Genomic DNA, 15,982 nt, shown 5'->3' with positions numbered 1-15,982 from the left:
CTACTTCAAATCAACATTTAGTCTAACCAACGGGAACAAGTTTCAGAATGTTGTCTAGCACTGAATTAGCGCTAACACCTTCAGCCTGCGCTTGATAACTCAAGATGATGCGGTGACGCAACACATTATGTAAAACGGCTTGTACATCGTCTGGTCCGACAAAGTCGCGCCCATTTAGCCAAGCATGCGCTCTGGCACAGCGTTCTAATGCTATCGTTGCTCTTGGGCTTGCGCCAATTTCAATCCAGTTTGCAAGCTCCGCACTGTAATTCTGTGGCTGGCGGGTCGCCATAATGAGCTGAACGATATAGCTTTCCAGCGCAGGTGAAACATGCATATCCATGATGTCTGCTCTGGCTTTTGCGATATCTTCTTGGCTTAGTTTCTCAACGATAGGTTTTGCTGTTTTAATCGCTTCGCCACGAGTCAGCCTAAGAATCTCTAGCTCAGTGTCGGCGCCTGGATAATCAATTTCAACGTGCATTAAAAAACGGTCTAACTGAGCTTCAGGCAAGGGGTAGGTTCCCTCTTGCTCTAAGGGGTTCTGAGTTGCCATGACTAAAAATAGTTCGGAAAGAGGGTAGGTCGTGTTGCCTACCGTTATTTGGCGTTCTGCCATTGCCTCTAACAGTGCCGACTGAACTTTAGCTGGTGCACGGTTGATTTCATCAGCCAACACTAAATTGTGGAAGAGAGGGCCTTTTTGAAATATAAATTCACCGGTCTCGGGACGATAAATATCCGTGCCTGTGAGATCAGCTGGCAACAGATCCGGTGTGAATTGCACGCGATGAAAGTCAGCAACAATGCCATCTGATAGCGAGTTTACAGCGCGAGTTTTGGCGAGCCCCGGAGGGCCTTCGACCAGCAGGTGACCATCTGCCAAAAGCGCAATGAGAATACTGAGAGTTAAGGAAGGTTGCCCCAAAACTTGCGTGTTTAAATGGGACTGCAATTGCTTAAATTCTTCTACTGCCATCAGTTATTAGCCTTTCATTCTTATTTTTGGGTAATTAATCTAAATCAACACAGGGTTGTGATGAATTTCTGCTACTCTTATATGCGGATATTATTTCTGAATTCAACATTCGACTCGCAAAAACCTCAATGGTTCTGGCAGTTTGCTGTTTTTTATTGTTCGTGTTGAATATCTTTGATGGTGTGGTTCAGCCAAATATTTGAATTTTTGTTCAGATTTTGTCAAAATACTGGTTTGAGGTCTGACCAGGCGCGTCTTTCATCATTAATTTTAATGGCTATAGGATAAAGTATGTCAAATAAACAAGTTTTAAAAACCCAACAGGGCGATCGTATCGCAATTGTTGCAGGTTTGCGCACGCCGTTTGCCAAAATGGCCACAAATTTTCATGGTGTGCCTGCCGTTGACTTAGCCAAAATGGTTGTTAACGAATTAATGCTCAAAAACGACATCGATCCAGCAATTATCGAACAAGTTGTCTATGGCCAAGTGGTTCAGATGCCTGAAGCCCCGAATATTGCTCGTGAAGTAGTGCTCGGTACTGGTATGGGTGTGCATACTGATGCTTACAGTGTATCAAGAGCGTGTGCGACAAGTTTTCAATCTACTGTGAATATTGCTGAGTCTATGATCGTCGGCAACATTGAAGTAGGTATTGCCGGTGGAGCAGACTCAACCTCCGTTTCGCCGATTGGTGTATCGAAGAAGCTCGGTCGCGCTTTAGTTGATTTACAAAAAACGAAAACACTCGGTCAGAAGTTAAGTGTGCTTAGGAAGCTTGGTTTAAAAGATTTATTACCAGTGCCGCCAGCAGTTGCTGAGTACTCAACAGGTTTGTCGATGGGACAGACTGCTGAGCAAATGGCCAAAACGCATAGTATTTCGCGTCATGCTCAAGACGAACTTGCGCATCGCTCGCACACTTTAGCAGCCCAAAATTGGGAAGCGGGCAATCTTGATGGAGAAGTGATGACAGCTTATCCTGAGCCATTCAAAGCTGCATTTTCTCGTGACAATAATATTCGCTTTGATTCTAAACTTGAGGGATACGCAAAGCTTCGCCCTGTATTTGATAAAAAGCATGGTTCGGTAACAGCCGCAAATGCAACGCCTTTGACAGATGGTGCTTCAGCGGTTGTGATGATGACCGAGAGCAAAGCGAAAGCCTTGGGTTACCAGCCTATCGGTTACTTGAAAAGCTATGCGTTTGCTGCAATTGACGTGTGGGAAGACATGTTAATGGGGCCGTCCTACGCTAGCCCAATAGCTCTAGAGAGAGCTGGTATGACGCTTAATGACCTCACCTTAATCGAAATGCACGAAGCCTTCGCAGCACAAACATTATCGAACGTGAAAATGTTTGCTAGCGATAAGTTTGCGAAAGAGAAGCTTGGCCGTGACAAGGCGATTGGTGAAATTGATATGGATAAATTTAACGTAATGGGTAGTTCACTAGCTTATGGACATCCGTTCGCTGCAACGGGGACGCGTATGATTACCCAAATGCTTAACGAATTGAACCGCAGAGGCGGTGGTACTGGTCTATTAACAGCATGTGCTGCGGGTGGCTTAGGTGCAGCGATGATTGTGGAGACTGAATAATGAGTGCATTTACTTTAACAAAACGTGAAGACGGCATAGCTATTTTGACAATGGATGTGCCTGGCGAGACGATGAATACTTTAAAAGCCGACTTTGGTGACGAAGTAACAGCAATCCTAGATCAAGTAGAAAGTGATGCTGACATTAAAGGGGTTGTCGTAACCAGTGGTAAAAAAGATTCTTTCGTTGCGGGTGCTGATGTTTCAATGCTAGCTGCCTGCAATTCGGCCGATGAAGCAGAAGAGTTATCTACGGCAGGCCAAAGGTTGTTTGATCGCATTGAAGGCATGAAAAAGACCTTCGTCGCTGCAGTGCACGGTCCAGCGTTGGGTGGTGGACTAGAGCTTGCGCTAGCTTGTCATTATCGAGTTTGTTCTGACAGCCCTAAAACACAACTTGGTTTACCTGAAGTCCAACTTGGCCTTCTACCTGGTAGCGGTGGCACGCAGCGTTTACCTGCGCTCATTGGCGTGCAACAAGCGATGAAGATGATGCTCACTGGCGCGCCAGTAAGGGCAAAGCAGGCAAAGAAATACGGTATCGTTGACGATATGGTACCAGAATCAGTATTGGTCGATGTTGCTGTTGAATTTGCAATGAAGAAGATCAAAAAGCGTGAAAGCAAAAAATCGCTTACCAATAAAGTATTGGAAGATACGGGCTTCGGTCGCAATATTCTATTCAAAAAAGCACGCGAGCAAACGCTATCAAAGACCTTGGGGAATTACCCTGCACCAATGTATATCATTGATTGTATTGAGACAGGTCTGAATGACCGTCGCAAGGGCTACGCGACAGAAGCGCGTTTGTTTGGCCAATTAGTGATGACGCCTGAGTCGAAACAGCTCCGTGGTATCTTCTTCGCAACAACGGACATGAAAAAAGAGTCTGGTGTTGAGGGGGTTGAGCCTAAGAAAGTGAAGAAAGTAGGTGTTTTAGGTGGTGGTCTCATGGGTGGGGGTATTGCCTTTGTCACAGCGACTAAAGCCAAAGTGCCTGCGCGTATCAAAGACATTAATCCAGACGGCATTGCTGGTGCGCTTCGTTATACTTACGACATTTTGAACAAAAAAGTGAAAAGACGCTTCATGCGTAAAACTGAAATGCAGAATGAAATGTCTAGACTCAGTGGATGCTTAGATTATAGCGGTTACAAACAAAATGACATGGTCATCGAGGCTGTGTTTGAAGACCTAGGCTTGAAGCAAAAAATGGTTGCTGATATCGAAGAGCATTGTAACGACAACACTATCTTCGCGTCGAATACCTCTTCTATTCCAATTGGCGAGATTGCGGCTAAAGCAGCGCGTCCAGAAAATGTAGTAGGGCTACACTACTTTTCGCCAGTAGATAAGATGCCATTAGCGGAAGTTATCCCTCACGAGGGTACGTCAGAGCAAACTATTTCTACTACCGTAGAGTTTGCGAAACGTCAGGGTAAAACACCGATTGTGGTTAAAGACGGCGCGGGTTTCTACGTTAACCGTATTCTTGCCCCCTATATGAGTGAAGCCGGTTTTATTGCCTTAGAAGGGCAACCTCTAGACGCTATTGATAAAGCTATTACTAAGTTCGGTTTTCCGGTGGGTGCGTTCAAATTGTTGGATGAAGTGGGCATTGATGTTGGAACGAAGATTATTCCAATATTAAAAGGACAATTTGGTGAGCGATTCAACGCGCCAGAGGCCTTTGACAAACTACTTGAAAACGACCGCAAGGGTAAAAAGAATAAGTCAGGCTTTTATGATTACAGCGGTAAAAAGCCAGGTAAAGATATTGATGAGTCAGTATATCAACTACTTGGCGTTACGCCTGAGAAGAAGATGTCGGATGATACTGTCGTTGAGCGTTGTGTGCTGATGATGCTTAATGAGGCGGCGATGTGCTTAGAGGAAGGTGTTGTTAGAAACCCAAGAGACGGCGATATCGGTGCTATTTTCGGTATAGGTTTCCCTCCATTCCTAGGTGGCCCATTTAATTATATGGATAAACTAGGTATCGCTCACGTTGTTAAACGTTTAGAACACTACGCTGAAAGCTACTCCGACAAGTACACACCAGCGAAGTTGTTAGTCAGTATGAGCGAAGAAGGCAAGACCTTTTACTAGAAGGTCCCCAATCTATCGTCATCCCTGAATCTACACGTCATCCCAAAATCTGCACGTCATCCCTAAATCTACACGTCATCCCCGCGCATGCGGGGATCTATTTAAACTATGGTTCGTATTGGGCCCCCGCCTCCGCGGGGGTGACGGTGTTGTGGGGGGACGGGGATGCGGGGATCTATTTAAAACTATGGTTTGCATTGGGCCCCCGCCTCCGCGGGGGTGACGGTGTTGCGTGGTGACGGTATTGCGGGGGGTGACGGTATTGCGGGGGTGACGAGCTTGTGAGAGTGCAGTGTTTCGAAAGCGTGACACTTAACTCTCAAAAAATACAGTTGGTATAGTCATTATTCAGCCTATTTATTAATCAAAATGTTATACTTCGGTATCGTTCGGTAGGTTTTATCTCAACAACGGTTCAGATAACATTAATGGCGAGTCGAATACAATTTTCAAATGAGGAAGCATACATCATGATGGTGGGTTTATTGATAGTGATAAGCTTCCTAGCGAGTAGTTTGTACTACTATGTAGAAGCTGTTAAAAATGCGATGGGAAAGAAGCGTTGGGTCGTTGGCGGTATTATAATGGGACCGATGTTATTTCCGATGTTTAACATTTCTAAGACTGTACATTTACGAAAAAGTAGCGGTTTTCACAACTGCTATCTCCGTTCTTAAAACAATCCTTCTGCGCTTTTAGCGTTTACCAATTTTGAGACCTGGCCTAATTGGGCTGGGTTTCGTTGGGTTCAGTAAATGCGACATGTTACGCCCTTCACTTAGCAATGCCTCGAATTTCGTGGCGCTTACAGGTTTGCTAAATAAGTAACCTTGTAACATTTCGCACTCGTAACGCTTCAAAATATCAAGTTGCTTCTCATGCTCTACACCTTCAGCGACAACTTTTAAACCAAGGTTGTGAGCGATATTGATGATTGACTCAGCCATATGCTTATCGACTGAACTTGTTGCAATATCATCGATAAAGGCTTTGTCAATTTTCAATGTATGGATAGGGAATTTCTTCAAATAGGCAAGGGAAGAGTAGCCCGTACCAAAATCATCCAGTGCCAAGTGGATCCCTCTTTCTCTCAAGCGCTGCATCATCTTCAAGGCTTGCTCCGGGTTTTCCATTAGCGTGCCTTCGGTAATTTCACACTCGAGATGCAGGGGAGATAAGCCAACCTGCTTCAAGATCCGCTCAATTCTGTCATCAAGGTCAGGCAATTCAAACTGCTTGGCGGAGATATTGACCGCCACACGGCCAGTAAACAGACCTGAATCAACCCAGCGTTTGGTATCAATACAAGCCTTGCGCAACACTTGTTCACCTATTTCAAGGATTTGACCTGTCTGCTCCGCCAGAGGAATGAACTGCCCTGGGCTAACGATGCCTTTTTGAGGGTGCTCAAAGCGCACAAGCGCCTCCATGCTGACCAGTCTGCCAGATGTGATATCAATTTTGGGCTGGTAGAAAACACTAAACAAGTCTTCTTTAATACCGAATCTTATTAGGTTCTCTATTTGCAACTGTCTAACCGCATTCTGATTCATCTCGCCGCTAAAGAACTGATAATTACTTCCGCCATTGTTCTTAGCAAAATACATAGCAGTGTCGGCATTCTTGAGTAACTCTTGATGCGTTGAGCCATCTTCAGGATAAGTCGCAATACCGATACTTACCCCAAGTACAAACTCTTGCTTGTTGATGTAGAAAGGGCGAGAAAGAGCATCTAATACGTCTTGAGCGATGTGTGAAATACGATGCACCGTTGTGGTTGCTTCAATCAACATACTAAACTCATCGCCGCCTAATCGATAGGTGGTTGAGGTCGAACTCGTTATTTTGCTTAGCCTTCGAGCAATCTGCTTGATTAGTAAATCACCTGTTTGGTGACCGAGTGAATCGTTAATTCGCTTGAAGTTATCCATGTCGAGACAAATCAATGCATGTGGGGTTTCACGCCTTACTAAATTTTCATGACTAGCCTGGAAGAACGAACGGTTCGGTAAATTCGTTAATGGGTCAGTGTTTGCTAATTTGAGTAATTCTTTTTCAGTTTTTTTGCGAGAGCTTATATCAGAAAATACACCTACGTAGTGACTTATCTGCTGGTCTTCATTGCGAATAGCATCAATGGTCATTTCTAACTGATATTTTTCACCGTTAGCTCTCATAGCATCCACTTCACTAGACCATGTGCCTTTGTGGCGCAGCGTCTTCTTCACTTCTTCAGTGAAGGCATCAGGGTATTGACTAAATGACAGTTTACTCGCAAGAGACTGCTCAACTGTGTCACCGGTGTAGTTACAGTAGGCACTATTGACTGACATGAACCTAAACTCATGATCAGCAATGAAAACACCTTCTGTTATATTCTCAAAACTGCTTTTAAATAAATTGAGTTGTTCTTCTGCTTGCTTCAGATGGTTTATGTTTTTCAAGGTGCCCGTCATGCGCAGCGCTTTATGGTGGGAGTCTCGTTTGACAATTTTGCCACGATCAAGCACCCAAACCCAATCACCCGCGAATGTTTTGACTCTATAGGCAAGTTCGAAAAACTGTGTTTTACCTTCGATATGATCTTGTAAGGCCTGGGTTAACCGTTCAACATCATTCTCGTGAACGTTGTTCTCGTATGTCGTATGACTGCGGAAACTGTCTTGTGGGAAGTCGATCGTATTCCACGTGTTTTGGCGATATATTTGTCCACTGATAATATCCCAGTCCCATAATTCGTCTCCACTGGAAGAAAGAGTCAGTGTTAAGCGTTCAACATCTTCCGTTAGGGTTTGATCACGCGTTTTACGCGATTTCATCTTGTTGATCTGATAGACCACCAAGAACACGATAAAGAAGGCATAGAAAATTAAGGCGCGAGTATGTAACCAAAAAGGCTTATCTACTGCGATAGTTAATTCGTTGCTGGCTGACCACGCTCCACCGTTGATGCGTGCTTGCACTTTGAATATGTAGTCACCAAAAGATAAGTAACTATAAGAGGCCAATCTATTCGCCGACGTGTAAGTCCAGTCCTTGTCGAGCCCATCCAATATATAACGATATTCAGTTGCACTAGCATTGATGCTGTTTACTACACCAAACTCAATATTTATACGGCTTTCTGAGTGTGCCATACTGAAGTCATTTAACATGAAAGCAGGTGAGATAGGCTTCTCTGATTGATCAACATCCGGAGCGCTAAAGGCCAAGAATTGGGGTTTTATGGGGGCATCATATTTATTGGTGTTTGTTTGCGTCGTTTGCAAATAATGAATGCCAATAGATCCGCCTATGAGCAGGTTTTGGTCTTCAGTTGTGACGATTGCTTTGCGATTTAGTTCGTTAAAACTTAGAGCGCTTTTTGAGCGACGCTTTACAATAATACTTTTGCTTAGATCAACGTTGTATATACCTTGTCGACTGCCATACCAAATCGTATTATCGATGCCAATTGCCGAACGAATGTCGCCTGTAGCGTTGTCATCTTCTCCCGATATTTCGCGAAGTAAGGTCAGGCTGACCTTATCCAGTTTAAAGATGCCTTTGTTTTGACTGACTAACCAGTAGGCATCTTGATGACTATATACATGCACGACCTTTAAGTTACCTAAATCTTCTAAACCACTAGGACGCGTGAATTGCGCCGATTCAGGATTACTGATCATTACACCAACGTTTGTTTGTAACCATATTTGACCACGATCATCAGCAAAAACAGGACTCGCAGATGATACGTCTGCAGGCAAACTAACAAAATTCTCTTCGTAATTGGTCGTGTCGATATTCGACAAACCTTTGTCTTGATGCCAAACCCATAACTTGTTTTGGAAAAGACTTACTTGGCTAAATGACTTATTTGCGTGAATTTGGTTTTCAAAAACTAGAGCGTCATTCTCAATGCGGTAACTATGAATCCCATCATTCGACGCAAGCCAAACCTTATTGTTAGCATCAATCTCAATGTCATTGATCATCGCTTTGGTTTGAATGGGAAACTGGGTGAAAAAACCTTGCTTCTGATTGAATTTGTTGAGGCCATCTAAGCGAGTAGCTGCCCAAATATCTTGATTATTTGATTTCGCGAACCCGATAACCTGACGACCCGATAAACTTTTACTATCTCCCTCAACAGGCTTATACAGCTTGAGAGGACTGGCAGCAGGATGGAAACTATGCAAACCTGCACTTGCAGTACCTAACCAAGCCGTTCCCATACGAGAAAGAAAAATACTGGTGATGTTACTGTCTTGCAAGCCACTAGAAAAAGCATTGTTGTGGTTGATAATGGTATGGATGTCTGAGTTGCGATCGGTAATTACCAAGCCACGATTGCTGGCAATCCAAAGGCTTTCACCGTCAAAAACAATATCGTTCACTGCATCAGATGGCATATCTGGGTTGCTTTGAGTATTCAGCAACTCTTGTGTATTGGTGCTTGAATCTAAGCTCAATAAACCGCGATTCGTTGCAATCCAATACTTATTGCCAACAACTTCTATTTTGTTGATGTTGACTTTAGGGAGTGTAAAATTCCATGGGTTTTGTTTGGTTAAGTCGAACAATTGGCTAGATATTTTATCAAAAATATATATACCGCCATAAACCGAGTTGATCCAAATACGAGAGTTTTCATCTTTGATGTAAGTGATATTTGTTGGAAATGGACTTTGACTAATAACTTGTGTAACTTTTCGACTCTGGGCGCTAATGCGGTACATTGAGTTTTGCACCGTGAAATAAATCTCCTTACCAAAAGCGCTGGCGAGACTGGTAATTTCATTCCCTTTGATGATGCTATTTTCGCTATTGATGACTGAAAAGCTATCTGTGTTGTAGTCGTATACCCCTAAGCCTTGATCAGTTGCTACCCATAAATTGTCTTGGTTATCTATCAGAATACGAGTGATATTGTTACTTGGAATAGAACGAGGATTAGCTGCGTCAGCACTGTAGACTTTGTTGCTATATCCATCGTATTTACTGAGCCCGTCATTCGACACAATCCATATGAAACCATATTTATCTTCAAGTGTTTGTTTGACTTGGCTTTGAGAAAAGCCGTTTTGTGCTGAAAGGTGTTCAAAATTTAGGTTGGTGAGGACCCGTGCCGTCGCTGGAAACAGAAACTGCATGCTGATAAGCATCATTAAAATGAGCCATTTCTGGGAAAGGGCGCGAGTCAAAATTTTTACCGCCTAGTTGTTTTTATTATTTTTATTTTTTAAACGCTTGCAAAGAATGCCTAAATTTTGGCTGTAGCTCAAGTGTTTATTGGTGTTGGAGGCTTGTTTGCTTAAAACTTAACCAATGCGTGCGCCATGTGGGTGAAAAGTAGGCATAGGTCGAGTTTTGCACAGCTGCGCTGAGTGAAAATTGATCAGTCTTAAATGGCTAATAGAAAGCCTTCTTTAACGCAAAGATTAGACGTATTTACATGACTTTTTGAGTTCTATAACACTATTTGCAAAAGTGCAGTTAGACAATCTGGTAGGCGCACCTTTAGTTGCTGTCGTTAAAAATACCGAACGTTTCATGTTTGTCGAGGAAAGCAAAGCAAGAATACCCGCTTTAAATTCATCAAAAGACAATTCCTTGATTTGTTTGTAGAAGTTTGCATTTTCACTTTGCTCTTCTATTATTTCGAATTCCAACCAAAGGCGCTGAGCATATTGGGTTGTATTGGTGTCTTCTGAGGAAAACTGCTTTGACAAAGAGTTGATAAAATTGTCGAAAATAGGCTCAATGTCGTCGATCTCCTTACAAAAATCTTCCAAAACGTTCTCTATAGCTTCTAATAGAACATCACTTTGATAATTGGGCGATTGTACATAACTGGCAATACCGGGTCGTTTATTGATAGGCATGTAACCGCAACCAACTAAATATCCAAGATTTTGCTTGTTTCTTAATTCGTCAAAGATAATGGGTGATAACAATTTTTCCATTGCGACAAACAAGCATTTGCTCTCTACGCTACTGTCCTTAGCTTGTAAGTAGTGCACTACGGCGTGTTCACCATGATGGTTTTCTTTCATCAGACAAATATTTTGTTTATGCAAATCAGCTACTCTACGACCTGATTTGTGGGCTTTGTTAAAGTGAATCGCATTATTTTTAAGACGCTTGAATAATTTTTCTGCTTGTTCGAGGGACCAGTTGCCAACGACCAGGCCCTCAACATGAGTTTCGACAAAGTATTTTTCTACATGAGCTTGAACTTCAGGTAAGAATACTGAGTTCAACTCTTCTAAAATTGATTTTTGACCGATTGTGTTTTCCTGGTAAAGGCAGTTTAACTCGGAAAATAGCTGGTTGACTGGCTTGTTTAACAAGGTGTTCTGCAGCGATTTTTGTAGCTTTTCCTTCATCGTGAGGAAGGTCGATGGGGTTACTTTCACCCGAGTAAGTGCGCGCAATATCTCTTCACATAACACCAATTGTCGGTGAGAAAATCCGCTAGTATGCAGGCTAACACCACCTTGGTGTCCGTACAGACGAAAGTGAATGCCAGCGAGTTCAGCACTATTATACTGGTTATTCAATTGTTCACTGATACATTCGACCCAGAGGCGTTTGATTGCAATATTTCTCGCTGAGCCAATCATGTTTGGACTTTCTAAACTAAAATAACAATCTCCTTTGGGCGTATTAAAGGCTGTGTTTTGAGTGAACTTAATCAATAAATCATCAGATTCAAAATTGATAATCTGGTTCGCCGTAAGTTCTGCTTTTACTATGTTAAAATCATCACTCATATATGGGTTGCGTTGCGGAAGTGACCAATCATATTGGGCATTACTTTCTGCAAAAGCTTCGAGATTTCTCACGCTATAAGGTGCTTCATATTGAGCACTTACTTTGTCTGTCTTAGCATTTTCATGGATGAAGAATACTCGCAAATTAGCGGGTTTGAAGTGCGCTAAGAATGCATCGAAAGTATCGCTATCATAACGGTCCATTACGGTATCGACACTTAGCGCTTGGTCTAGTGTGTACTCGTGTAGTCGGGTTGCAAGCAGAACAGCCTCATCGATACCAGAGGGGCTAGGTGCGTGCTTTACTTGAAGGGCTAGTTGCTGGGCCTTTTCATCAAAACGCCAGTGTTCAATTCCTTGTTGTTGCAAAAATTCGAACCAACTACACACCAAGGTAAGTATATTTTCTACATTATCTGCCCCTTTATCCGTCAGGCGCAGATTAATATTAATATCTTGATGGCGCTTATCATTGATTCCACCACTGGCAATGACTTCGACTATATACCCGAGCCTTTTCAAGCGCCATTGAAGGCCATTTTCGTTACTATCTTCTATAAGGTGACTAAGCAAAAGTATCGGTTTGCTGCGATTCAATGTTGATAAGTTAGGTAAGCAATAAGTAAGCATCAAATTTTGCGTGAATTTGTGTGGCTTTACTTCAATCTGAATTTGCTTATGTTCGTCTAAATATAAGTCTGGAAGTTGCGGTATACTCTGCGCTTCAAGCTTGTCATCAAAGATACTGAGTTTGTCTGTGATAGCTTGCATATTTTCACTATTTAACCAACTTTGCTCAGCGACAATGGCAACTTTAATATTGCTGGAAATAAAATACTGTTCATGATGTTGTTTCAACATCGTTTGGAGCTCGTTTTCGCTGTAACGAGAAAATATGCCTTTGTTTCCCACGCTAAATTTAGTAAACGGATGTTCGCTATTAGCTGTTTCTTTATGAATGTCGTATAAACGTCGAACATCGTCCTGTTGACGAAGTTGGAATTCGGCATCGACAGCCAGAACTTCCTGCTGAATGCCGTTCAAGGACATATTCGGGTACTTCAGCATATCTAGCAGCACATCTAATGCCTCGTGGAATATTGTGTGAGGGCAGTCAAAATGAAAATTACACGTTTCAGCAGAGGTCCAGGCATTAATGAACCCTCCATTCTTATGCAACAAATCATGCAGGTAGTTACCATCAGTGTAAGCATGGCTGCCAGTGAAGAGCATATGTTCTAGTAAATGGGAGAGGCCGGGGCAATTATCAGGATCATTAAAGTGTCCCATTCCAATGGAGATTGAAAAGGAGGCTTTGGGCGCCTTCGGGCACTTAATGAGAGCGAATTCAAGTTTGTTTTGCAGGGTGTTTGCAAAATACTCTCTTTCGGCTAGTCTTGATAATAACAATGCAGTTCCTTGATCCTTAACCGAATATAAAACATTCAAACGTATATGTTGTAAAGAATTATCGACCTACGTCATGAAAAATATACCAAAAACGTATTGTTAATCGACCTGAATAGATGTTAGCGTCAGTCCGCGAAAAAACTTCACACGAAAAGAAGAAAAATTGATGATTATATTTGTGATGCGCCACGGAGAGGCCGAGCCCTATAAGCAAGACGATACTTCTCGTCAGTTAACAGGTTTCGGAGTAACTCAAGTGGAGCACGCCGCTAAGTGGATGAAGGCAGCGTTAAATGACATGTCGCTAACGCCTGACTTAGATTTAGTCTTAGTGAGCCCGTATGTGCGCACTCAGGAGACAATTGCGTCAGTGTTGGAATATTTGCCCGCTTCAAAGGTCGTCAAAACAGCAGCAATAACACCTATGCAAAATCCAGCATCAGTACAAGATCTTATCGATGGTTATCTTCTTTCTGAGCCTGAGTTACAAACGATGCTTGTTGTTAGTCACATGCCATTAGTTAGCTTACTAAGTGACTTGTTGAGCCATGGATTCAATGCAAGAATTTTTGATACTGCTGACGTCTTGATGATTAATTACGATGCTCAAAACAGTCGTGGTAAGCAAGTGAAGTTCTATCAAAGTTTGACGTAATAACAGTCTAGATTTCTCGCCGCCTACCGATACAAGCTATACTTAGTATTGAATTCGCGAGCGCTATCACCACCATGTCAAAAAAGTCTCTTCCTTTAACCCTATACCAGACGCTGGAGCACCATGCTCGGGACTCTGATATTGAGGATAATGAAGAACTAAAAGATATCATGGAGAAGCTAGAAGCGCTGAATCAAAAAGTAGAAGCTTTTAAACAGCGAGCCAGGGAAAAACGTATCGAAAAGTCGAGTAACGTTATTCCCTTAAAACCCAAAAAGTAGTGCGCCGTCTCTCTAAGTTTTGCTAATGACCTCTATTTCCATAGGCTGCGCGTAGAAGTGTGGCAATATTCTCACTGTTTTAATCATGTTTCCGCTGATGTCGACGATTTCAATCGGATAGCCCGCCAAGCGTAAACTAATATTGTTTTCTGGTATTTCTTCCAAGTACTCTAGGATCAAGCCGTTTAAGGTTTTCGGGCCTTCGGTCGGGAAGGTCCAATCCATTTCTTTATTGAGTTCTCGGACGTTCGCACTGCCGTCGACTAAAAAGCTACCGTCTTGCTGAGGAATAGCTTCTTTACTGTAGTCTGGCACCATTGAAGTCGTGAAATCACCAATAATCTCTTCCAAAATATCTTCAAGGGTGACCAAGCCTTGTATGTCACCATACTCGTCTACGACAAGGCCAATTCGTTCGCGCTCGGCCTGAAACTTATACATTAAAGTATGTAAAGGCGTTGAATCAGGCGTAAAGTAAATCTCCTTTACTGCTCGTAACATCGTCGCTTTTGTAAACTGGTCTTTCGATAGAAGTCGCAGTGCATCTCTAACATGCACAAAGCCAACAGCATCATCGATGCTATCTCTAAACAACAGTACACGTGTATGTTGCGAGTGCGTGAGTTGTTTTTGAATATCCTTCCAATCGTCGTTAATATCGATGGCATAAATATCACTGCGCGGCACCATGATGTCTTCCGCTGTGACTTTCTCTAGGTCAAGTATGCTCACTAACATGTCTTGGTGTTTCTTTGGGATCATGGTTCCGGCTTCATACACCACAGTTCTTAGCTCTTCTCGCGACAATGAGTCACCGTCGGCTCCTGCAGGATTAATTCTTAGGACAGCTAAGAAACCATTGGTAAACCCGTTTACTAACATAACAAAAGGAGTTAACAATAATAGCAACGGCAATAAGAGAAAGGAGCTTGGAAAAGCTATCTTTTCAGGGTAAAGGGCGGCAATTGTTTTTGGCGTGACTTCTGCGAACACCAGCATGATGAATGTTAGGCCCAAGGATGTGGCAATAAATGCACCAAACTCACCAAAATAACGAGACGCAATTTCTCCTGCAACTAAAGCTGCAGCGATGTTGACTAGATTATTTCCGATAAGAATTAAACCGATGAGACGATCTGGCCTAGCGAGTAGTTTTTGGACTCGTAGCGCTCTTGCATCTCCTTCGTTTGCTAAATGCTTTAGTTTGTAACGGTTGATCGTCATCATGCCGGTTTCCGAACTCGAAAAGTAGGCAGATAGCAAAATTAATACGACTAGTGCAATAAACAGTGTACTTGTGGAAACGTCCAACTAATGGATCCCTCTGTAATAAAAAAGTATTTTGAAATGTGAGTTTTGCGTCATTATAGGACGAATTCTCTCACGAATCGGCTGCCAAAATAGGCGAGTGTTAATAGAATGACGCCGATGAAATTATACGTCACCAATGTTCGTGCTTTTAATCCGTAAAAATGTTGCAAGGTCAGTGCCACAATATAGATGACAAAAGCGCTGCTGGACAGGATTGTCTTATGCGCATAGCCGTCGGCAAACATATTCGGAATAAAAACGAAACCAGAGAAAAGAGCAATGCCCAAGACTACGGTGCCAAACGCCATCAGTTTACTCAAAATATGTTCAACGGACATTAAGGGCGGCAGCGAGTTATTCGATAATGAAATTTGCTTGTGCTTAAGTTGGTAATTGATATACGCCAGTTGCAGCGCATATAAAAAACTGATGCTTAACAAACCAAATGCAAAAAGACTTAATATAATGTGGCTAATCAATCCTGCACTCATGTCTATGTGGATCCCGGTTGAGTGGGGAGCAAACATTTGCAAAGTAATAAACAAAGCTGAAAAAAAGCTGACAACCGGTAAAAAAACCAAGTTTTTGATATAGGCATTCGCGAAAAGCATAGTAATGGTGACAAGCCAAGCAAGTAAAGCCGCAACCTGAGTAATACTTAACTGTTCGGATTGATTGTCCAAGTTGCTTGCCACTATGAGTGCTAAGTGGCCAATGCTAGCCGCAATTAGACAATATACAGGCCATTGACTTGATTGCTTTTCGGTCGCAAAAAAAGCCTTGGATAATGCTACTCCTGCCCATAAATAAAGGCATAAGGTCGGAATATACAAAGCGAAAGACAAATCCATTGGTTTACCTAAGTTAAACTTGAGCAC

General features: G+C 42.6%; 9 protein-coding genes. 4 read left to right on the top strand and 5 right to left on the bottom strand.

The window, feature by feature from the left end:
• Positions 1-22: 22 nt before the first annotated feature.
• Positions 23-979, bottom strand: coding sequence for a MoxR family ATPase (locus RM556_RS14675; RefSeq protein ID WP_311359794.1), 957 nt, complete (start codon positions 977-979; stop codon positions 23-25).
• 291 nt (positions 980-1,270) lie between these two features.
• Here RM556_RS14675 and fadI point away from each other — a divergent pair, with 291 nt between their 5' ends.
• Both fadI and fadJ read left to right on the top strand, forming a co-directional pair.
• Positions 1,271-2,581, top strand: a complete 1,311-nt coding sequence (gene fadI, locus RM556_RS14670; RefSeq protein WP_311359795.1) for an acetyl-CoA C-acyltransferase FadI — start codon at positions 1,271-1,273, stop codon at positions 2,579-2,581.
• A complete protein-coding gene (gene fadJ / locus RM556_RS14665) occupies positions 2,581-4,689 on the top strand; it encodes a fatty acid oxidation complex subunit alpha FadJ (protein ID WP_311359796.1) in 2,109 nt (702 codons plus the stop codon). The genes fadI and fadJ overlap by 1 nt, the downstream gene beginning before the upstream one ends.
• A 695-nt stretch (positions 4,690-5,384) precedes the next feature.
• Here the strand turns inward: fadJ and RM556_RS14660 are convergent.
• Entirely contained in the window at positions 5,385-9,839 is a 4,455-nt protein-coding gene (locus RM556_RS14660) for an EAL domain-containing protein (RefSeq protein ID WP_311374955.1), read from the bottom strand.
• Positions 9,840-10,112: 273 nt separating this feature from the next.
• A complete protein-coding gene (locus RM556_RS14655; protein WP_311374954.1) occupies positions 10,113-12,857 on the bottom strand; it encodes an insulinase family protein in 2,745 nt (914 codons plus the stop codon).
• 166 nt (positions 12,858-13,023) lie between these two features.
• Here RM556_RS14655 and sixA point away from each other — a divergent pair, with 166 nt between their 5' ends.
• Entirely contained in the window at positions 13,024-13,512 is a 489-nt protein-coding gene (sixA, locus tag RM556_RS14650; RefSeq protein ID WP_311360703.1) for a phosphohistidine phosphatase SixA, read from the top strand.
• Positions 13,513-13,586: 74 nt separating this feature from the next.
• Positions 13,587-13,793: a hypothetical protein gene (locus RM556_RS14645; protein ID WP_311359799.1), complete on the top strand. Its 207-nt coding sequence runs from the start codon at positions 13,587-13,589 to the stop codon at positions 13,791-13,793.
• 12 nt (positions 13,794-13,805) lie between these two features.
• Here the strand turns inward: RM556_RS14645 and RM556_RS14640 are convergent, their stop codons facing one another.
• Both RM556_RS14640 and RM556_RS14635 read right to left on the bottom strand, forming a co-directional pair.
• Positions 13,806-15,104, bottom strand: a complete 1,299-nt coding sequence (locus RM556_RS14640; RefSeq protein WP_311359800.1) for an HlyC/CorC family transporter — start codon at positions 15,102-15,104, stop codon at positions 13,806-13,808.
• Between the two features lie 53 nt (positions 15,105-15,157).
• Complete coding sequence (locus RM556_RS14635) at positions 15,158-15,955, bottom strand: cytochrome c biogenesis protein CcsA (RefSeq protein ID WP_311359801.1); 798 nt, start codon at positions 15,953-15,955, stop codon at positions 15,158-15,160.
• Positions 15,956-15,982 lie beyond the last annotated feature (27 nt).

Origin of the sequence: Alteromonas sp. W364 (assembly GCF_031846205.1) — a bacterium.
Taxonomy (GTDB): Bacteria; Pseudomonadota; Gammaproteobacteria; order Enterobacterales; family Alteromonadaceae; genus Glaciecola; species Glaciecola blandensis.
This window is presented reverse-complemented; position numbering and strand designations above follow the sequence as displayed.

Coding starts and splice junctions, on each gene's coding strand:
- RM556_RS14675 (WP_311359794.1), bottom strand. CDS start 979: ATGGCAGTAGAAGAATTTAAGCAATTGCAGTCCCATTTAAACACGCAA.
- fadI (WP_311359795.1), top strand. CDS start 1,271: ATGTCAAATAAACAAGTTTTAAAAACCCAACAGGGCGATCGTATCGCA.
- fadJ (WP_311359796.1), top strand. CDS start 2,581: ATGAGTGCATTTACTTTAACAAAACGTGAAGACGGCATAGCTATTTTG.
- RM556_RS14660 (WP_311374955.1), bottom strand. CDS start 9,839: ATGATGCTTATCAGCATGCAGTTTCTGTTTCCAGCGACGGCACGGGTC.
- sixA (WP_311360703.1), top strand. CDS start 13,024: ATGATTATATTTGTGATGCGCCACGGAGAGGCCGAGCCCTATAAGCAA.
- RM556_RS14645 (WP_311359799.1), top strand. CDS start 13,587: ATGTCAAAAAAGTCTCTTCCTTTAACCCTATACCAGACGCTGGAGCAC.
- RM556_RS14635 (WP_311359801.1), bottom strand. CDS start 15,955: ATGGATTTGTCTTTCGCTTTGTATATTCCGACCTTATGCCTTTATTTA.